The organism is Primorskyibacter aestuariivivens, from assembly GCF_028023675.1.
Taxonomy (GTDB): Bacteria; Pseudomonadota; Alphaproteobacteria; order Rhodobacterales; family Rhodobacteraceae; genus Marinovum; species Marinovum aestuariivivens.
The window spans coordinates 18,393-37,032 of sequence record NZ_JAQIOZ010000004.1; the positions used below are offsets into that span (position 1 = coordinate 18,393).

At 58.2% G+C, this 18,640-nt stretch carries 18 protein-coding genes; all 18 read right to left on the reverse strand.

Going from position 1 to position 18,640, the window contains the following annotated elements; translation table 11 throughout:
* Positions 1-22: 22 nt before the first annotated feature.
* The 18 genes from PGB28_RS04005 to PGB28_RS04090 all read right to left on the reverse strand — a co-directional run bounded on the left by PGB28_RS04005 (position 23) and on the right by PGB28_RS04090 (position 18,255).
* The gene (locus tag PGB28_RS04005) at positions 23-997 is read right to left on the reverse strand and encodes a type II secretion system F family protein (RefSeq protein WP_271420200.1); all 975 of its coding nucleotides are present in this window, start codon (positions 995-997) and stop codon (positions 23-25) included.
* The gene (locus tag PGB28_RS04010; protein ID WP_271420201.1) at positions 990-2,414 is read right to left on the reverse strand and encodes a CpaF family protein; all 1,425 of its coding nucleotides are present in this window, start codon (positions 2,412-2,414) and stop codon (positions 990-992) included. Before PGB28_RS04010 ends, PGB28_RS04005 begins: the two co-directional genes overlap by 8 nt.
* A gap of 21 nt (positions 2,415-2,435) precedes the next feature.
* Complete coding sequence (locus PGB28_RS04015; protein WP_271420202.1) at positions 2,436-3,008, reverse strand: L,D-transpeptidase; 573 nt, start codon at positions 3,006-3,008, stop codon at positions 2,436-2,438.
* On the reverse strand, positions 3,005-4,156 hold the full coding sequence (locus PGB28_RS04020; protein WP_271420203.1) for an AAA family ATPase: 1,152 nt from the start codon (positions 4,154-4,156) through the stop codon (positions 3,005-3,007). The genes PGB28_RS04015 and PGB28_RS04020 overlap by 4 nt, the downstream gene beginning before the upstream one ends.
* A 37-nt stretch (positions 4,157-4,193) precedes the next feature.
* Positions 4,194-4,793 (reverse strand): TadE/TadG family type IV pilus assembly protein, encoded by a 600-nt coding sequence (locus PGB28_RS04025; protein ID WP_271420204.1) that lies wholly within the window; start codon positions 4,791-4,793, stop codon positions 4,194-4,196.
* A 41-nt stretch (positions 4,794-4,834) separates the two neighbouring features.
* The gene (locus PGB28_RS04030; RefSeq protein ID WP_271420205.1) at positions 4,835-5,326 is read right to left on the reverse strand and encodes a TadE/TadG family type IV pilus assembly protein; all 492 of its coding nucleotides are present in this window, start codon (positions 5,324-5,326) and stop codon (positions 4,835-4,837) included.
* A gap of 93 nt (positions 5,327-5,419) precedes the next feature.
* On the reverse strand, positions 5,420-5,620 hold the full coding sequence (locus tag PGB28_RS04035; RefSeq protein WP_271420206.1) for a hypothetical protein: 201 nt from the start codon (positions 5,618-5,620) through the stop codon (positions 5,420-5,422).
* Entirely contained in the window at positions 5,598-6,962 is a 1,365-nt protein-coding gene (locus PGB28_RS04040) for a type II and III secretion system protein family protein (RefSeq protein ID WP_271420207.1), read from the reverse strand. The genes PGB28_RS04035 and PGB28_RS04040 overlap by 23 nt, the downstream gene beginning before the upstream one ends.
* 184 nt (positions 6,963-7,146) lie before the next feature.
* Positions 7,147-8,289 carry a Flp pilus assembly protein CpaB gene (cpaB, locus tag PGB28_RS04045; RefSeq protein ID WP_271420208.1) on the reverse strand — a complete coding sequence of 381 codons (1,143 nt, stop codon included), beginning with the start codon at positions 8,287-8,289 and terminating at the stop codon, positions 7,147-7,149.
* A 249-nt stretch (positions 8,290-8,538) separates the two neighbouring features.
* Entirely contained in the window at positions 8,539-8,754 is a 216-nt protein-coding gene (locus tag PGB28_RS04050; protein ID WP_271420209.1) for a Flp family type IVb pilin, read from the reverse strand.
* A 423-nt stretch (positions 8,755-9,177) separates the two neighbouring features.
* A complete protein-coding gene (locus PGB28_RS04055) occupies positions 9,178-9,663 on the reverse strand; it encodes a prepilin peptidase (RefSeq protein WP_271420210.1) in 486 nt (161 codons plus the stop codon).
* A 7-nt stretch (positions 9,664-9,670) separates the two neighbouring features.
* Positions 9,671-10,192 carry a tetratricopeptide repeat protein gene (locus PGB28_RS04060; protein ID WP_271420211.1) on the reverse strand — a complete coding sequence of 174 codons (522 nt, stop codon included), beginning with the start codon at positions 10,190-10,192 and terminating at the stop codon, positions 9,671-9,673.
* 124 nt (positions 10,193-10,316) lie between these two features.
* Positions 10,317-12,077 carry a hypothetical protein gene (locus PGB28_RS04065; RefSeq protein WP_271420212.1) on the reverse strand — a complete coding sequence of 587 codons (1,761 nt, stop codon included), beginning with the start codon at positions 12,075-12,077 and terminating at the stop codon, positions 10,317-10,319.
* Positions 12,078-12,129: 52 nt separating this feature from the next.
* On the reverse strand, positions 12,130-13,704 hold the full coding sequence (locus PGB28_RS04070; protein WP_271420213.1) for an NAD(P)/FAD-dependent oxidoreductase: 1,575 nt from the start codon (positions 13,702-13,704) through the stop codon (positions 12,130-12,132).
* A gap of 13 nt (positions 13,705-13,717) precedes the next feature.
* Positions 13,718-14,179, reverse strand: coding sequence for a GtrA family protein (locus PGB28_RS04075; RefSeq protein WP_271420214.1), 462 nt, complete (start codon positions 14,177-14,179; stop codon positions 13,718-13,720).
* Complete coding sequence (locus PGB28_RS04080) at positions 14,161-14,604, reverse strand: hypothetical protein (RefSeq protein WP_271420215.1); 444 nt, start codon at positions 14,602-14,604, stop codon at positions 14,161-14,163. Before PGB28_RS04080 ends, PGB28_RS04075 begins: the two co-directional genes overlap by 19 nt.
* A 96-nt stretch (positions 14,605-14,700) precedes the next feature.
* Complete coding sequence (locus PGB28_RS04085) at positions 14,701-16,224, reverse strand: ATPase (protein WP_271420216.1); 1,524 nt, start codon at positions 16,222-16,224, stop codon at positions 14,701-14,703.
* 84 nt (positions 16,225-16,308) lie between these two features.
* Positions 16,309-18,255 (reverse strand): hypothetical protein, encoded by a 1,947-nt coding sequence (locus PGB28_RS04090; RefSeq protein WP_271420217.1) that lies wholly within the window; start codon positions 18,253-18,255, stop codon positions 16,309-16,311.
* Positions 18,256-18,640 lie beyond the last annotated feature (385 nt).

An 18,640-nucleotide genomic window follows, 5' to 3' on the forward strand; every position in this document is an offset into this window, starting at 1 on the left:
CTCCGCCTTGTCCGTCTGCCGTCTAAAAATCAAAGTTCACCAGCCTGCGGATGATGATCATGCCCATGAAAATCAGAAACAGACAGCCGCTGACCACCACCGTGCCCCAGCCGCTTTCCCAAACAATGTCGAAATAGGTCGGCACCATCGTCCGAAGCATGAAGAACAGAAAGAAGGGAAAGCACAGCATGATCCAGGACGTGATCCGCCCCTCCGCCGAGATTGCCCGGATCTTGGCCTTGATCATCAGCCGGTCACGGATCATCTGCGCCAGATTTTCAAGGATCTCGGACAGGTTGCCGCCCGTGCCGCGCTGTACGGTCACGGTTACGGCCAACAGGTTGAGTTCATCCGCACCGACACGATCGACCATGTTGAGCATGCCCTGCTCCAGCGAGGAGCCAAAGGTCAGCTGATCGTTCAGAATGCCAAACTCGGACCCGATGGGGTCGGGCATCTCGCGCGACACCAGCGCGATGGCTGCCACCAGCGGGTGACCCGCGTTCAGGCTGCGCACGATGATGTCGATGGCCGGTGCCAGTTGGGTGGTAAAGGTCTTGATCCGCTTGGCGCGGAAGTAATAGACCAGCCCCACGCCCAACCCGATCCCAAACACCACGGCAAACCCCGCGCGGATAACGATGTTTCCACCCACCAGCATCGGTGCAATGAGAAACCCCAGAAGCGTGAATCCAATCAGGTACAGCACCCGGCGGAACAAGCTGATTTCCAGCCCGCTCTGCCCAATGATCCGATTGAAATAGCCGCCCAGAGACTGGGTGCCATCGCGCCCGCCCAGGCCACGTCGTTTCAGCAGTTCGGCATAGGCAGTCGTCTCGCCTTTGCGAAGCTTGAGCGCCTGCAGGCGGTTCTTGATTTGCTTGTCCTTGCGCCGACGGGCAAAGACCGACCGCAGGGTCATATCCATGAGCAGCAGCGCTGCCACGAAGATCATCCCGTAGAGCGTGTAAGGATTGGAGAAAATCGTCTCAAACATCCATCAGCACTTTCGACGGGTCAAAATGATTATTGTCCAGATGAAGCCCAAGCGAGGCCAGATCATCGATAAAGGTCGGCCGGATGCCCGTGGCCCGGAACTCGCCCTTGATCTTGCCGTCATCGTCAATCCCGGTGCGGCGGAAGGTCATGAGTTCCTGAATCTGCACCACTTCGCCCTCCATCCCGGTTATCTCGGCTATAGAGGTCACACAGCGTTTACCATCACGAAGGCGAGCCAACTGGATGATCATATGCACCGCCGACGTGATCTGGTGCCGGATCGACAGCTGTGACATGGGCATGCCTGCCATGCCAACCATCTGTTCCATCCGCCCCAGCGCATCGCGCGGGTTGTTGGCGTGAATGGTGGACATGGAGCCTTCGTGACCAGTGTTCATCGCCTGCAGCATGTCAAAGGCTTCGCCACCCCGGACCTCGCCGATGATGATGCGGTCGGGACGCATCCGCAGCGCGTTTTTCACCAGATCTCGCTGCACAATCTCGTTGCGCCCATCCACCGTGGGCGGCCGCGTCTCAAGCCGGACAACATGCGGTTGTTGCAGCTGAAGTTCCGCGGCGTCTTCGATGGTGACCAGACGCTCATTATGCGGGATATAGGCCGACAGCGCGTTGAGCATCGTCGTCTTACCCGAACCGGTTCCGCCCGAGACGATCATCGACACCTTGGCCTCGACCGCTGCGGCGAGCAATTCCGCCATGGCGCGCGGGATGGCCTTGGCATCCACCAGCTTGTCCAGCGAATAGGGTCTCTTGGCGAATTTTCGGATCGACACCTGCGGTCCGTCCACCGCCACAGGACGCACCGCCACGTTGACCCGGCTGCCATCAGCCAGACGCGCATCCACTAGCGGCGAACTTTCATCCACACGGCGCCCCACCGAGGCGACGATCTTGTTGATGATCCGCATTAAGTGGTCTTCATCCTTGAAGCGCACCTTGGTGTTTTCAAGGTTACCGAAACGTTCGACAAAGACCCGGTTCGGCCCGACGATCAGAATATCGGAAACCGTGTCATCGGCCAGCAAGGGCTCGATCGGGCCAAGCCCCAACATCTCGTCGCCGATATCGGAAATCAGCGCATCAAGTTCGGTCGAGCTGAGCGGGAAATTGTTGTCCTTGGCATAGCTGCGCACCAAGGGGCGCAGCTCGTCATGGATCTCGTCCTCTTCCATCGTATCAAGGATCGATAGGTTGATCTTGTCGAGCAGGAAGCGGTGCATATCCACCCGCTCATTAACAAAATCGGGCGGCTCATATTCGGAATGAACGACAAGCTTGCCATTCTTGCCGTTGACCGTTTCGGCCACCGGCTCGTCCAGCATCAATACCTTGGACCTGTCCGACGACTCCGGTTTTTTCTCTGGCTCTGACTTACGGAAAAAGCGGCCCGCCATGAATTCTTACCTTTCTCCGCCTTAGCGGACGATCACCTTGGTCCCGTTGCGGACCTTGCCATAAAGCTCCAGCACATCGGTATTGGTCAGCCGGAAACAGCCCGAGGTCTCATAGCCCCCGATGGTCCCGGCGCTGTTGGTCCCGTGAATGCGGTACAACGTATCGCGCCCGTTGGAAAACAGGTACAGCGCCCGCGCACCCAACGGGTTATACGGCCCCGGCGGCACATGCGGCGGCAGCGATGGGTCGCGCTTGCGCATCTCTGCCGGAGGGCGCCAATCCGGCCATTCGGCCTTGCGGCCCACATAGGTGGTGCCGGTCCATTCAAACCCTTCGCGCCCGACCGAGATCTCGTAGCGTTCGGCCTTGCCGCCGCCCAGCACCCGGTGCAGCGTCCGGTCGTCATTGGAAATGATGATGGTGCCCGGCGCTTCGCCGCTTTGGAACGGCACGATTTGCATGGTGCGTTGCCCGTGGCTACGCGGCACTTTCTTCAATTCGGCTGAGGCGGGGGCGGCGAGAAACCCGGCCAGACCCGCAAGCACGGATCTGCGCGACAGATGGCCAGTGGTCGTGACAGGGCGTTTTTTCATCGTGCTTCCTGAAGGCTATCGAGTCCGATGGACGACATATATTTCGTCAACCGTTTAAGGAACCCTGCGCTGCTGCTGATTTCGCTTGGCGGCACACCACGGTCCATGCTTTCGCCCAGCAACCCCATGTCATTGGGCAGTTGGTAGGTCGGCACGTCACCCAGCAGTTCCTTGATCTTGCGCTTGCCAATGCGCTGGCCAAAGAGGCTGGACTGCCACTTGTTGAACACAACGGACACGTTGAATTTCTCACCCCGCATCTCACGCAGCAACTCCACAAGCTCCAGCGTGTGGCGCAGCGCGGGCAGGTTGAGTTCGGTAACCAATGTGCAGGAATTGACCTCGGACAGGATATCCTTTTTCCACTCGGTCTCGTAATATGGAATGTCGAGAATTGTGATGTCGTGTTCGACGCTCACCGCATCCAGCATCCGCAGGACAAGTTCATAGCCGTTCAACTCGGTGTTCAGTTCCGGGCGTTTGAATGAATAAATGTAAAATCCGTGCTCATGCTGCTGCTGGATCACCCGCAGGAATTCCGCATCAATCCGGCGTGGGGCGGAGGCGACGCTTCCAAGGTTGAAATCGTTGACCATGTTGAGCAGATAGCTGCAATTGCCGGTCGAGAAATCGAGATCGAACAGCGCAACAGAGACGTTTTTCTTGCGAAACAGCTTCGTCGCCGCCAGATCCGCCATGGACAGTGCCACGGTCGAGGCTCCGACACCGCCCACTGTTGAAATCACCGCATGCACCCGGTTATGGGTTGCCTTGCTTGCCTTGACTGCGGTGGCAATGGCCTCCATCAGGTCATTGGCTTCCAGCGGCTTGCACAGCCAGTCCTGTATGTTGAGATTGAACAGGTTACGGGTCTGCTTTGGCGAAAGCTGTTGCGAGGCGACAATGACAGGCACATCGGGCACTTGTTCACGCAGCTCGCTCAGCATGGCGATCTCGGATTCGCCCAGATCCTCGGCATTGACGATTACGATATCGGCGCCAACTCGGTTGAGCTCGTCGACCGCCTCACCGGGTTCAACCGGCAAAAGGATCAGCCGTTGCGACGTGTCGAGAATGTCTTCGATATCGCTCGCTCTCGCTTCTTGCGTGGTCACAAGAAGAATGCGCGCTGCCGGAACTGTAACCATATTATTGCTCGTCCTCGAAATTCGATTATGGGGTTGCTTAGCAGTTCGGCCAACCTGAAGAGGTAGGCTCCCTGCAAGTCAACATATCTTCACTGGTTATAGACACTGTATGGGGCGGAAACGTAATGGAACTGATCCCCGGCACCAAAGCCGCCAACATTAGATAATCAAACGTCTTGTTGACCAGTTCAAGCCGAATGGTAAGCACCGGCGCGTTCGGGCGACCCACATATCCCAGCCCTGACCGGATATAGGTAACCTGGATGTTGTCTTTGCTCAGGAAGCGGGCAATATCGCAAATCCCCGGCTGCACACCGGCCGTCACCTGCCCACAGACCCCATCGGGACCTGTCATGAGATAATCCATCGCAGCAGTATCGCAGCCGGTTCCGGTGCAGGATACGCCCAGCATATTCTGCGGCACTGCATCGCCCTCGGGCGTGCCTGTAAAAGCCGTGTCCCCCGTTGTCAGCGGCGAAATATCCATCACTGGGGTCGACACAGCCGCCAGACGGACGCCCACCTGCAGGGCCTTCACCGACTGGTTCCACTGCACCATCATGAAGCTGATTTCCACCATGGCTGCGATCATCAGCAAAACGATCGGCAACGTCAGCAGCGCCTCGACCAGTGTCACGCCGGATTCGTCTCGGCGAAAGGCGGTTATGCGCCGGAACTTTACCATCCCTGATACCTGACTTCATAGGTGTAGCCCATCTTCGGTGCTGCCGAGAGCACCGCGTTGAACACCGGCGATCCCTGATAGGTCACCTCACCATAAACCACGATCGTATCCCCCGCTGTCGGAACCGTCGGAGCCGACGTGAACAGCGTGGTTGGCAGGATCACAAGTTCGGATGTCTCATCCCATCCCGGGACACGCAGACTTCCCTGCCCTATTCGCGGATCTCCGAAAAACGCAATCCGTTCCGCCACATCCCGGTCACAGGTATTGGGTTGAATCGTCCCGCTCGCCCATTGGCGACAGCGCGACAGGTACCGCGCCGCGTCGCGCACGCCCACTTGGAGCTGTTCGCGCTGCCAGAGCATGTTGCCGAATTCAAGAAGGCCAAACGTGGCAATCGTAAGAACAGGAATGGCAATCAGAGTTTCCACGAGAACGGCACCGCTCTCGTCCTTGGCAATATTAGGCTGCCTGAGGAAATTCATGACTCGCCTGATCACGCTCTCACTTCTTTTAAAAACCACTTAACATGGTTGGCGGATGTCTCCGCCAACCACCTGAATTCGCAAGGTCGCGGCTCAGCCGCCGTGCCCAACCGTCGTCTTGTAAGCCGACGGCGGCCAAGGCTCAATCTCTTGAATGGCGGTGTTTGCGTTCTGTGCATCCCCGGCACGGAATGACACCGTGTCGCGGTTGTTCAGATAATCGGCACAGCCGCCCACAAGAGAGGCCAGCAGCAGCGCCGCAAACAGCGCTTTACTTCTTGGTGATGATACCATCTTCGAACTCCAGATCAATCATATGGCCGTAGGGTCCGACGACACCATAGCCCTCACGGAAGCGGCGCAGCAGCTGACGATCCACCTCCAGCATCCCCAGGAAGAACAGCTCCACATCGTTGCTCGACCGCGTTGAATCGAGCGGCGACGACAGCGGCGTGTCCGGCCCGACCGGTGCAACCAGACGCGGGGTCACCAGAATCACCAGGTCGGTTTCGCGCTTCTGGAACCCGCGCGAGCTGAACAGTGTGCCCAGGATTGGCACCTGTCCCAGCCAGGGAAGTTGGTCGGTGTTGCGTGCATTGTTGGCTTGCAGAAGACCCGCAATGGCAAAGCTCTGACCATTACGCAGCGAAACAGTTGTTTGCGCGCTTCGTGTAATAAAGGCCGGCTGGCCGTTGACGGTCAGGGACGGATCCACGTCGGATACTTCGGGCGAAATCTCCAATCGAATCATTTCATTGTCTAATACCTGCGGCAGGAAACTCAACCGAACGCCGTATTGGCGGTAGTCTGTACCGCTCGCGACATTACCGTTTTCATCCGTTCTAGTTTGCGAAATTGGAACTTCGCCGCCTACGTTGAAGTTAGCGGCAATCCCGCTTGTCGTGACAAGTTTCGGGTTGGCGAGACGTCGAGCCAGGCCTTTTGTTTCCAGCGCGTTAATCACAAAGTCGATCTGAACGCCCGCAATTTCAAGCAACGAGCCGACAATGGTACCAAAAGGCGCGCCCACATTTGCGTTCGATGGGCCAGAGACGAATGTTCCGCTCCCACCGTCGTTACCGCTCAAACTAATCCCGAGTTCGCGTCCGGAACTGCGATTGACCTCAAGGATCCGCACATCCAGTTCGACCTGTTGGGCTGCCTTGACCTTTAAGGAATTAATCACCGGCTGATCCGTGAACTGCTGGGCAAGCTGAACAACCCGTCCTTCATCCACATTATCCTTGACCGTCCCGGCCAGCCGCACGCGGTTGTTGACGTTCTGTACATCCACCCGCGCGCTCGGCACCGAATTGCGGATCGCCTTTTCCAGCTCCGTAAAATCGGTCCGCACCTTCACGTCGATCACTTCCAGAAGCTTTTTGTCTTCTGAGTAAAGCGTGATGTTGGTGGTCCCGTTCGCCTTGGACTGGATATACAATGACCGGTCGGTGAGCGGGAAAACATCCAGTACCCCAGTATTGCCGATCAGGATGTCGGCAAAATCGGCATTGGTTTCGACAGTGAGCGTCGTGCCCGGAGACATCTCGATCATCGACACCTGTCCGTCGTCGATGATGATCTGGCGGACCTGGGCTGCAACCGGGTTGGCCAGCAAAAGCATCAGGATGCTCATCTTTGCAAGCGCCAATGCTGACGCAAGTTTGTTCAGGTAGAACATGGGTCGTATAGAACGCATCTTACCGGTTCCTATCTGGCGCCGTGCAGGTATTCCTCTGGCTCCGAGAAACGGGTCTCAGGTTCCGGTTGATCTAGTTTTCGATCCAGACAAATGCCTGTCTCGATATGAACCGCTGCCCCTACTCGGATTCTTTCAGAATCTCGTCTTCCTGCCCAGCTATTTCCACTTCGTCTTCGACCAGGTTGCCATTCTCGTCCACGAGTTGGCCCTCGCGGTTCACCTTGTACTCTGCGCGGCTGCCATTGCGAATCACACCAATGGTACTCTTGGATGGTGTGATTACGGGAGCCGGAACCAGCTTTTCAACTTCGACAATAACTTCCTTGATCACTTCTTTTTCGATTATTACAGGTTCCGGAGCCGGTTGTACCCCCTCCAGGTTCGCGGCGCGCTCAGAAACTTCGTCAGCGAGGCGCTTGAGCCACGATTTGAACGGAGATTGGTCATTTTCTACGGCTGCAACCTTGGTTTCTTCGGTGTCTGTGGCGCGATTTGCCTCGATCAGATCATCCGAAGGATCGGGCTGTTCGCTCAGATCGCCAATGGTGACCCGCTCAAATTCCTGAAAATCGGTCGAGGAAAGGTTGCGCAGAGCCAGCGACAGAGATCCGACCTGCGAGGCAAGGATCAGTTTCTGGGCTTCCTTGGTATCCACTTCAAAGGTGACGGTCCGCACAACGCTGGGGTTGTCCTTGCGGTCATCCGCGATCTGGTCAATGGCCAGAACCTTCATCCCCTGCAAAAGCACGTCTACGTAACCGTCGCGGGTCAACATGATATCCACCCGGTCACCCGGGAGCACAAAACCAGCAACGCCGCTCACGTCGTTGACGCGCACGGAAATCGCTTTCTTGCCCGATGACAGCGCGGTCGACAGCTTTGCGCGCTGTCCCGGTTCGGTCACCTTGTTTTTCAGGATTGGTTCGCCAACCGCGATCTGGGTCAGCGCGTAACGCGCTGTTTCATCAGTCTCGCCGACGACCAGATCGCCGATCTTCTGATAGGATCCTTCCGGGCGCAGTTCTTCGGCCCAGGTAATTTCGCGAACCTTGCTCGCGCCCATCAACTCACCAAAACCAATCGGCTCCGCCGCGACAACGATGGTGTTTTTGGGTTCTTCTTTCACTGGTGTCGCCTGCTGCTGCTGAAGCAGTTCGACCAGTTGCTGACGTTCGAGATTAAGCCAGTTCTGGGCACCGAACACCGCGGCGACAGCCAGAACAACGGCAAGGATGAAGCTAAATACAGTCGAGAATCGCAAGGGATTACTCCAATCCTATGTTGGCAGAGATCAGACCGCTACGATGCCAGGATGATCGGTTCTTATGTGCGCCGATCTTATATGCTAACGACAACCCAGCTGGTTGACCAATGCTCAAAAAGCCTCACAGAAATGCGCCCTCGTTCGAATCTCCACATTTCTGCGTAGAGTGCGAGAAGCCCATGGCGGGCTCCTCGCGTCTTTCTAGCCACGCCGCCGCATAATTGCAAACGGCATTGCGACATCTTCTTATGGGAGCGACGGCGGTGCGTTCAGATCGTTGATGAAGAGCTGCCACAGGTTCCACTGGGCGCCCAGAGCTTGGCCAAAGGCCAGAACCGCGAGAACCACAGCGGCTGTCAGCAGCCCGAGAAGGATCAGATATTCGGTCAGCGCCAAGCCGTCTTCTTCATCGCGAAGACGGCGCACCAGACCGGTGACATAGTTTACAAAATGAGAAGTCATACTAGCTCCTAGTGTTGTGTCCTGTGCCCGCTTAGTCATCGGTTTGCACCGACAGGCAAAAAAGTTCCGATTTCAAAATCCCGCTAAGGCACAAGGTCGTGGGGGACCGATATATGCTGCCAAGGGAACGCGTATCTATCAAGGGTTTGTATCAACTCTTTCTTAATTTTTTCCGGGCCAAGGGGAAACTTACAACATTTGTCATGAATCTGATTTATTGATGCCCATTTGTAAACTTTCTTCCGCTTTGCCTAACGGGCTGACGCGAATAATTCTAATTAGGGTTGTTTTAATTTTAAATATACAATCATTGCGTGCAATTGACATACTAACGCGTCGACCTCATTGGAATCAAAATATTGACATGTTTCCGCCACCGCGCCGCCAGATACCCCAAACGCCCGCCAAGTGATTCGGCGACTATCAGCTGAAGCTCTGCCACAGGATGACCGGCACCGCTGCCGCTGACAGAACCACCGCATAGGGCACTTTACCGCTGCGTCCCATCTCCGCAATACGTCCGCCCAGCCCAACCTCCAGTTGCCGCCATTGCGCAAGCTTGATGGTCCCGAACAGCACCACCGACACGGCCAACAACAACAGGCTGAAAGCCCCCAGCCCCTGCAGTCCCACGAACATGCCCAAGGGCAGCATCAGCTTCACATCCCCCGCCCCCATGCCGCGCATCATCCACATCACGAACCCGACAAGAAACAGCACCGCGCCGGCCAACAGATCGGTCCAGAACCAGCGCCCTCCTTCGGACAGCGCCAGCAATGCGTAAAGCCCCAGCATCCCCAGTACCGCCTGGTTGCGGATCTTCAGATGGCGGGAGTCCTGCCAGGCAATGAAAAGCAAAAGCGCGGCGGCGACCAAGGTCACGCACCGCGCAAGAAGGATCCCGATCATGGTTGTATCAGATTCCGCGAAGGTCCCCTTGCGACCGGCGCGGATACTTCACCGAATTGCGCAACATCTCAAGGTTGTTGGCCGTGATCTCGTTTGACGGATCGAGCTCATAGGCCTTGAGGAAATAGGTCCGTGCCACCTGCAACTCACCGCGCAGCAGCATCGAGTAGCCATAGTTGTTCAGATATTCGATTCGGTTGCCGATGATCGGCTTGAGCTTGGCATAGGCATAATCCGATTTATCGAACCGGCGCAGCATGTCCGAAGACGCCGCAAAGCCAAGCCAGGCATTGGGGTCAGTCGGCACAACGTCCAGCGCCTTCTTGTAGGACCGATAGGCGTTGCCGTAGTTGCCTTCTTTGAATTGCGCCTGTGCCACCACAAGCAGGTTCTCATCCGGATAATAGTTCCGATTGGCGGTGTCCTTTACGGTGGCTTTACCGTCGCTGAACGCCGCGAAATCGCCAAAGGTGGTGTTTTCGCAAGCGGCAAGGAACGCCACCATCAGAATGGAAATTGCTAATCTCATTGTGGTCTACCTGTCCCGGTACGCTGTTTTGGATATTGTGAGCGTTGACGCTGCAAGATAACAGGGCCTTAGGACTTCGCAGAGCCATCCGCAACAAAATCCCAACGATTGCGGCAATTCCGCATCACTCGGGCCGCAAGTCCCGGCAATCATGGACGCGCCAGTAGGTCGAATCAGCCGAATTCTCCGATGCAGGCCACCACACGCCGCTGACATAAGGCCCAGTCTTGATTGGCAGACTCCAGACACGCCCCTGCCCTGCCCCGTCATCCGTCAACAGCACGATAAGGTCGAGCTCAGGCAAAGTATCGCAAACCGCGCGCAGCGTAGCCGCATCCCGCGCCCTTTTGGTTTCGGGTCCAACCGGACAACGGTTCGCGTTCTCCGCGATCTGGAAATCGCCGGTACCCAGCGGTCTGAGCGCTTCAGCGCGGCGCTGAAACTCGATCGCCTGCGCACGCTGAAAGACATTGCCATTGCGCTGACTACAAGAGAAATACTGGGGTGCCCCGGCCCGGATCCACATGGGCAGCAGCGCGCCCTCCCAATAGACAGTGCTATCGCGCACCGCCTCTGCGATCTCCGGCGGCAGCGTCTCAGCATCCACCCAGCGGCGCCATGGATCGCGCGCATCCGCAAAAACCGCGATTGCGAGGACTGCCGCGCAAGCCGCCGCAGCCATCCGCGCCAGCAGGGATACGCGCTTGACCGATACAACCACCAACACGGCGAAACCGACCGCCACTCGCAACCAGACATCGCCTTCGGGGCGTAGGGCCTGCACGACACCCGCCAGCGCCAACAGCCCGAGCACGGCCCCCAGCGCCGCCATCCAGTTACGTGTCGAGGCCGGTAATTGCGCCAGCAACGGCGCCAGAACGGATAGGCTCGAAGCGATCGGCGCCACGTCCAGCAGATGGTCAAAGACCGAGATCACGATGACAAACCACCACCATCCGACTGCCGCCCCGCTGAGCGCCAGATACAGAACCGCGATATTACCCACCAGCACCAGCAGCCAAAGACCGCGCCAAGGTTGCAGCGCAGTGATCATCCGGTCTTCCAGCGTCGCCGTGCCCAGAACAGAAAGCGCCACTGCAAGCCCCGCCGCCCATAGACACGCCCGCGCCAGATCGCGCATCCGGCCAGGCGCACCACGGGCCACCACCAGCAGAGCAACAAGCGGCACGGTGAGAAGCGTTATGGAAACCCCGGGCCAGTATTGCGGGAACACCACATCAACCGGGTCGTGCAGTATGGCGGCCCATTCCGGGTCAAAGCGTCGGCCAAGCCCGTCAAAAGGCGCAATTCCGACAAGGCCAAGACCGACCGCCCCAAGCGCGCCACCCGCCAGACCCAGAACGAAACTGTAAACGCCCCGCACCCAGAGCCGCAGAACGGCGATCCCCACGGCAAAGGCCATGATCGGGTGCAACGCCGCGCTCAACAGCCATGCGCCCCCTCCCGCGACCGCCCTGCCCCGCAGAACCAGCGCGAGCGACAGCAGCGCCGCAGCCTCGCTGAAAATACGCGGGGTCACGATCCCCTCGGCATAATGCAGAGCACCATTGCCGTAGGCCGGAACCATCAGGAACAGGCCAACAACGAGAACGGGCAGATCAACAGCGCCAAACCGAAGCGTGCGCAACAGCGCAATCAACGCTGCTACCCAAATCGCCAGCCCCAGAAGCCAGGCCGCCAAATGCCCACCGCTGGGGCCCAGAGCAGCAACCAAGGGCGCATATCCCAGATCAAAGATCGAAAAGTTGTGCTGCGATCCGAAGTGAAACGCCAGATCCTCCTCAAGCGCCTGCGCGCCGCCGCTGCGCAATGCCTGGGCGGTGTAAAGCACCGCATCGTGGTAAATGCCTTGATAGGGACGCATCGTCAGCAGCGCTGCGACACCAGCTAGGAAACCAAGCAATATTCGACCCCGCTCAGCGGGATTCATGGTATTCCTGTTCGGTATTCACGTACCACATACCTTCCCGCGTGTCCCGCCCCTCGGCCAGCCCGTCCACCGCCACCATGGCGGTCAGGATGGAGTGGTCCTGGTTGTTGTAGCGGTGCATCCCGTTGCGTCCAACGCAGTACAGGTTTTCGAATTGCGAGACATATGACTGAATTTCACCAAACCGCTCATAGCTGCCGAAATAGGCAGGATAGGCTTTGTGCGTGCGGACGACCACATGGTCGATCACATCCGCCGCCCGGGCCACGCCCAGCTTTTCCAGCTCGGAAATCCCGAACGCAGCAAGGTCGCCATCTTCCATCGACCAGTATTCATCACCCTCATCGACGAAATATTCCATGCCCAACCAGATCGTCTCCGGGTCCGCCACCAGATACGGACTCCAGTTATTGAAGATCTGCAACCGGCCCACCTTCACATCCGAATCCTGAACATAGATCCAGTTATCCGGCACCTTCTCGGCCAGCTCTGTGGCGCTGACACCGCCATCCAGGGTCAGCCGCTTCAGCAACACCCCCACCGTGATGAAATCCCGGTATGGCAGATTGCGGGCGATCTCGGTCACCGCTGGCGGCGCGCTGGGTTGCCAGCCACCAATCAGCTCCTGCACCGGCATGGAGGAAAAGACGTAATCCGCCGTGACCTCCTGGATGCCTGCGGGGGTTTCGACCGTGACCGCGCTCAGCCGGGTACCATCATGCTGGATGCCCGTGACGCGGGAACCGAAATGCAATTCGCCGCCGCCTTCGGTCACCTTGCGAGCCACCACTTCCCAAAGCTGGCCAGGCCCGTGTTTGGGGTAAAGAAAGCGCTCGATCAGGCTGGTCTCGACATCCTTTTGCCGCACGTCCCCGGCTCCGGGTTTCAGCTTGCGCAGGGTATGCGCGATCAGCGATTTGATCGACACCCCCTTGATCCGCTGCGCGCCCCAATCGGCCGGGATCTCCGTGCAGGGCACGCCCCAGACCTTCTCGGTATAGTCACGAAAGAAGGTGGCGTAGAGCTCGTGGCCAAACCGGTTGGTGACGAAATCAGTGAGCGTTACCTCCGGTTTGACCGGCTTCAACCGGGCGCGGATGTAACTACCGACGATGCGCAGGCTGCGCCAGAAACCCAGGTTGCGGAAAGTCTCGGGTTTCAGCTTGAGCGGATAGTCAAAGAACCTGCGCCCATAGAGAATGCGGGACACGCGGTTGCGCACCAGCATAACCTCATCCACCTTTTCCGGATCGGCATCCCCCGGAGCAATATCACGGTGCTTGTTCTGGTAGGAGACCGTGATGCTCTCGCCCTGCCCGGTTCCGCCCTGAAGCGGCAGCACATCGGCCCACCAATCCATGACGCGATCGGATTTGGAGAAGAACCGGTGCCCGCCGATGTCGATGCGGTTGCCCTTGTAATTGACTGTCTTGGAAATCCCGCCGACCTGGCTGTCCGCTTCAAAGATGATCGGTTTGATATCGGTCCGCGCGATCAACTCGTACGCGGCGGTCAGTCCGGCCGGTCCTGCGCCGATAATCACGGCGATACGTTGTGTCATGCGATCCGCCTCTTTATTGTCCGACACCCGCAGGTGTCAGCCGTTCAGCAATACGCGCGGCGCGAAAGCTGATTAACTTATGCGCAAAGAAGGAATAGAACGCGGTCAGCCCGACGGCGATCCCATGCGCAAGCGTCTCTGGCAGCACCGGCAGTGGTAAAGCTGCGGCGGCATCGGTCATTGCGGTGGCGGCCCAACTGTCCAGCGCCTGCGCGATCCCGGTGGTAAGCATGACTCCGCCCAGCGAAACGCCAAAGAAGTCGCGTAATTCACTGCGCGCCTGACGTCCAGATGACGGATAGGTGTAGCGTCGGTTTAGTGAGAAGCTGACCCCCATACCGGCAAGGAAAGCCACGGCAACGGACAAGGCGAACATGGGTCCGTGATCGAACCCCAATTGCCCGTAAAGCAGGTACCCCACCACCATGTTGACCAACGCGGCGAGACCGGAGCACATCAGAAAGCGATGAAACAAGAAAAACTCCTGAAAACGCGATTAAAATATGTTTCGGTTCCATTGTGACGATTCGCGACTTCGGAAACAACTGTTTTGCTGTGGACAATACGTTTACTCGGGTCAGGGTCAGGATTGTCAACTGATGATTTCGGGACTTTTTCATTTTTCGCAGTTTTTGGGAATTTGCGGTTTTCGAGGCTGAACATACTCCGTAAATCGCCGTTCAAGCTTGACCGCTTTCCGCGCAAAACCATCCTTTGTGCAGTGCAATCAATGCGAATGGCCAGATGATCGATTGCCGTCTGACCGCGCGCCGGAATACAAAAGCGATACTTAGCAGGATCGAGAAAATACAGGCCGTAAAACACGGCCAAATCCACTACAAGAAAACAGGCAACAGAGGCGAAATCGAACTTATCAAGGACTGTTCGAGCACGCCGCATGACAGAGATCGACGTCCTGATTTCAACTCAGGCCAAGTCCACTAGCCCAACAGTTCCATTGATCTCCGGGTGAGTCGATTCCGCGTAGAGGTGGCGCTATTCCGGACGTATATTGCGCTTTTTGCTTGCCGCCACATTGCGCCACGCCAGGTCGAGCAGCTCCATGCTCAGTTCCGGCTCGCGGTCCAGATATCGGCAGGCGGCAATGATATGTTGCGACAGGAAACCCGGATGCGCCCCGGAGGTGACGAATCCGCCCTCGTCGTAGCGTTTGGTAAAGAAGGCATCCATGACTTCCTGATTCCACTCCAAATCGACGTTTTTGCAGACATCGCGGAAAATCTGCATGTAATCCTCGCGGGTGGGGGAAGGAACGAAGATCTTGAAATAGATCCGGCGCAGCGCCGCGTCATCACCCAACTCCTCGGGCTGCATGTTGGAGGAAAACACCACCAGCTGGTCAAAGGGCACCATGAATTTCTTGCCCGTATGCAGCGACAGGATGTCGAAGCCTTTTTCCAGCGGCACGATCCAGCGATTAAGATAGGCTTGGGGCGTTTCCAGCTGGCGGCCGAAATCGTCGAGCACGAAAATGCCGCCAAGCGCCTTGAGATGCATAGGCGCCTCGTAGAAACGCGCGGTTTCCTCGAACCGCAGGTCCAACATGTCGAGCGTCAATTCACCCCCGGCAATCACCACCGGGCGGTGGCAGGGCATCCAGCGCGGGTCCAGCCGCGGGCCGTCTTTGGGCAAGTCAAAGGGTTCATGCAGGGTTTCGTCGTAGAACTTGATGATCTGGTTGCCCACAAGGATGGCATGCGGAAAATAGACCCGATCGCGCAGTGAGTGCCCCAGCGCCTCGGCCAGCGAGGTCTTGCCATTGCCCGGCTCGCCCCAGAGCAGCATCGAGCGCCCGGAATTGGCGGCGGGGCCAAGCTGTGCCTTGAGAATGTCGGGGATCACCAGATGCGAGAACGCGGCGTCCAGCTCGCTGCGGTGAATTTCCTCGTTGAGGATCGACTGACGGCGGATCTGCTTTTCGAACATCTCCAGCGTCACCGGCGCCGGGCCGACATATTGCGACAGCGCATTGGCTTCGCGCGCCCAGGCATGGCCCAGATCGGTCAGCGAATAGCGCACGTCGGATTTGATGTCCTCGCTCTCCAGACCCTGTGCCTCGACCAACTGTTTGTGGCTCATGATCTTGATGACCTGACGCACCACCAGTTTGGGCAGACAGATCACATTAGCAATCTGCGCCGGCGTCATGGTGCCACCTTCCATCATGATCTTGCAGGTCAGGTAGAGCAGAAAGCTTTCGCTGAGCCCAGTTTCGGAGATCTCCTTGGGAGGGGAGGGGTATTCGTAATTCTTCGACTCGCGTTCCGGGGCGTGGGGCGCTTCGGTGGCCTCCGCCTCTTGCGGCGCGGCGCTGTCCTCTGCGGCTTTTTTCGGTTCGGGTGTGGGATCTGGTTTGGCGGCTGTGGTCACGGGCGTCTCGGCCTCAGGTGCCTCCGGGGCAGGGAGCGTGTCCGCGACCTCGGGCTTGGTGTCTGGTTTGGTTTCGGGTTCAGGGGTGACGGTGTCCGCAGTGGTGCGGCTGAAAACCTTTTTGAACACGGCTAATCCTTTGTTTCGGCGGGACCGCAGGGCGCGGTTCAGTCGGGCAAGTGCAGAGTCGGCGATGGCAGGCGGCGCGTCAAGTCACCCATCACCGGGTTGATTGGTAACGTCCTCGGAGGAGGGGGCAGGCACGGGGACCTGCTCCGCTTCCGGTTCATTGGTGACGGGGGTCAGAGGCGTTTTTACTGCCGGCTCGTTTGTAACAGGTGGCGCGGTCTCGGGCGGCGTGGCAGCGTTGGTCTCCGGGCTGTCCATCCGGTCACTTTCCAGTACCGGCGGTTCGGCGACCTTGAAATAGACCCGCAGGTTGCTGTCGGGCAGGGTGAATTCGGTCAGACCGCCGAACACCTCTCCTTGGGCAAGCCGAGACCCGGCGCTATCGGGGTCGCCGTAGCGTGAACCGGAACAGACTACGACGAATTCCGCCCCCAGCGTCTCGATCCCGGCGATCATTTCTTCGGGAGTACCGCTGTGATACTTCATACCGTTTGCATGCGCGTCAGGATGAGTGTGATAGGGCGCGGAGGTGACGGAGTGGCGGGTGTGATAGATCAGGTGCACTGAAAGCCCCAGTGGCGTCAGCGCCAGCCCGCGCGGCACCTCACCCACGGCGCGGAGGCTTTCGGGTGCCTTGCAGCGGTGGTCTTGCGGTGCACGGGTGCTTGGTGGCAGCAGGTCGTTCCATATATAGACCAGCGGCGGATATATAAAGACCGCAGTGAAGCCCAGGAACAGGAATGGTTTGAAAAGCCGCAGGAATTTGCGCCATGGACGGTTCAGAATGCGTTCGGCCACAAGCCCATAGGCCAGCGGCAGTACGACCACGCCCCAGATCATCGCCCGCAGCTGAAAGACCGCGCCGATCAGGCCCAGAATGACAAAGACCAGCACGAGGTCTTCGCCATCATCCTTGGGCCCGAACATCAGGAAAGGCAGGACAAGCAAAAAGGGCAGGTAATGCGAGATCGCCGAACGCGGGTCATTCAGGATCAGATCCCGCGCAGCCGTGTTTTCCAGCATATTGGCGACGATGCCCGATCGCACGTCTTCGGACAGGTTGGCAAATGGCCCGGCCAGGCAGGGCGACAACACGGGGTAGAGCAAAGCTCCGACGATGCACGCGGCAATCACTGCGAAGACGAAGCGCCTGAAGAGGCCAGTCGCATTGCGAGCCAGCGCCGAGGCAAGGAAAACAAATACCAGCGTGCCAAGCGCCAGCGTCAGAGCGGGCAGGGCAAAGCGGTCGCATTCCAGAGCCCGCCAGTCGGCATAGGGCACTTCGATAGGAAAGAGCAGAGCGGATATGGCCCCGAAAGAGAGGCCAAAGCCAAGCATCCGTTCGCGCGCGCCGTAGGTACCGCGCAGGAACCGGGTCACGAGAAGCATGACACAGATCCCGATAAAGGGCAGCATCTCCAGCCCGATTGAGAGGGAAAGGGCGGCAAAAACCCCACCGGCCAGCCCGGCGCGGCGGTGCTGCGTGTCCGCCAGGAGGCTGGCAACAATACCGATCATACAGACGATTTGGGCGTTGTGATGATCCACGCGGCCCAGAGCGAAATGCGTCACGGCAATGGCAGGCAGCAGCGCGGCGGCCAGCATGGCAAAAGCCGCGGCGGATGCGCCGCGCGCGCGATAGGCCGCCAGCGCGGTCAGGCCCAGAAACGCGGTAAAAAGCAACGCTGGCCAGAGCGCGGCGATCAGGCGTTCAGCCAGGATATCGCCGACAAAGGGCCGGGCGATTAGGGTGCCGACGGCAAGAATGCCGTCGATCAGCCGTGACCAGTGAAGGTCCAGCCCCTCGGGAGGCAGGATGCGGTATTGCACATTGTCGAACCACCCTTGACCCGCCAGCAGGTCGCGCACCGACAAAAGGCGCAGTGCATCATCAGGGCCGCGTGGCGTAAAGCTCTGCAGAAACTGCGGTGCCAGAATATATTGGAACGCCGCATATAGAATCAGCGATGTCACGAATACGGCGGGGATACTGTCTGGCGAGGAAAAAAGACCGCGGGAATCTTGGTTCATGTGACGGATCTTTCAAATGGCGACAAGTCAATGGATTAACGCTAGCGCATGTTTGCCCGACCGTGCAACAATTCCACACAGGCAATCCCGCAATGCGTGTGGCGAGGCTCCCTGCGCAGCTAGAAATGGCAACGGGCCCGGAGTATTTTGCCTTTTCCTCAGTATCCTGACGCGGTTCGTGTCCCGCAGCGGGTTTCGCATGCACTGTGGCGCAGCCAGGCGGTATGAGTTCGGTGCGGTTTTGTCCGGAGTGGCGACGTCGATTGGCCTATTTTGACCAGTCTGGCTCACATGCGCGTGAATTCGTCCCTGACCGCACCGGAAAAGTCGGGCAAAAGTTGATAATTTCTGAAAAAGACGCATACTTCGCCCAATGGCTCTGCCC

Bases quoted from the DNA above. Each gene is read 5' to 3' on its own strand.
- PGB28_RS04080 (WP_271420215.1), bottom strand. From the start codon at position 14,604: ATGCGGCGTGCTCGAACAGTCCTTGATAAGTTCGATTTCGCCTCTGTT.
- PGB28_RS04035 (WP_271420206.1), bottom strand. From the start codon at position 5,620: ATGGTATCATCACCAAGAAGTAAAGCGCTGTTTGCGGCGCTGCTGCTG.
- PGB28_RS04030 (WP_271420205.1), bottom strand. From the start codon at position 5,326: ATGAATTTCCTCAGGCAGCCTAATATTGCCAAGGACGAGAGCGGTGCC.
- PGB28_RS04040 (WP_271420207.1), bottom strand. From the start codon at position 6,962: ATGAGCATCCTGATGCTTTTGCTGGCCAACCCGGTTGCAGCCCAGGTC.
- PGB28_RS04005 (WP_271420200.1), bottom strand. From the start codon at position 997: ATGTTTGAGACGATTTTCTCCAATCCTTACACGCTCTACGGGATGATC.
- PGB28_RS04090 (WP_271420217.1), bottom strand. From the start codon at position 18,255: ATGAACCAAGATTCCCGCGGTCTTTTTTCCTCGCCAGACAGTATCCCC.
- PGB28_RS04070 (WP_271420213.1), bottom strand. From the start codon at position 13,704: ATGACACAACGTATCGCCGTGATTATCGGCGCAGGACCGGCCGGACTG.
- PGB28_RS04060 (WP_271420211.1), bottom strand. From the start codon at position 10,192: ATGAGATTAGCAATTTCCATTCTGATGGTGGCGTTCCTTGCCGCTTGC.
- PGB28_RS04020 (WP_271420203.1), bottom strand. From the start codon at position 4,156: ATGGTTACAGTTCCGGCAGCGCGCATTCTTCTTGTGACCACGCAAGAA.
- PGB28_RS04050 (WP_271420209.1), bottom strand. From the start codon at position 8,754: ATGACTTCTCATTTTGTAAACTATGTCACCGGTCTGGTGCGCCGTCTT.
- PGB28_RS04015 (WP_271420202.1), bottom strand. From the start codon at position 3,008: ATGAAAAAACGCCCTGTCACGACCACTGGCCATCTGTCGCGCAGATCC.
- PGB28_RS04010 (WP_271420201.1), bottom strand. From the start codon at position 2,414: ATGGCGGGCCGCTTTTTCCGTAAGTCAGAGCCAGAGAAAAAACCGGAG.
- PGB28_RS04065 (WP_271420212.1), bottom strand. From the start codon at position 12,077: ATGCGTCCCTATCAAGGCATTTACCACGATGCGGTGCTTTACACCGCC.
- PGB28_RS04055 (WP_271420210.1), bottom strand. From the start codon at position 9,663: ATGATCGGGATCCTTCTTGCGCGGTGCGTGACCTTGGTCGCCGCCGCG.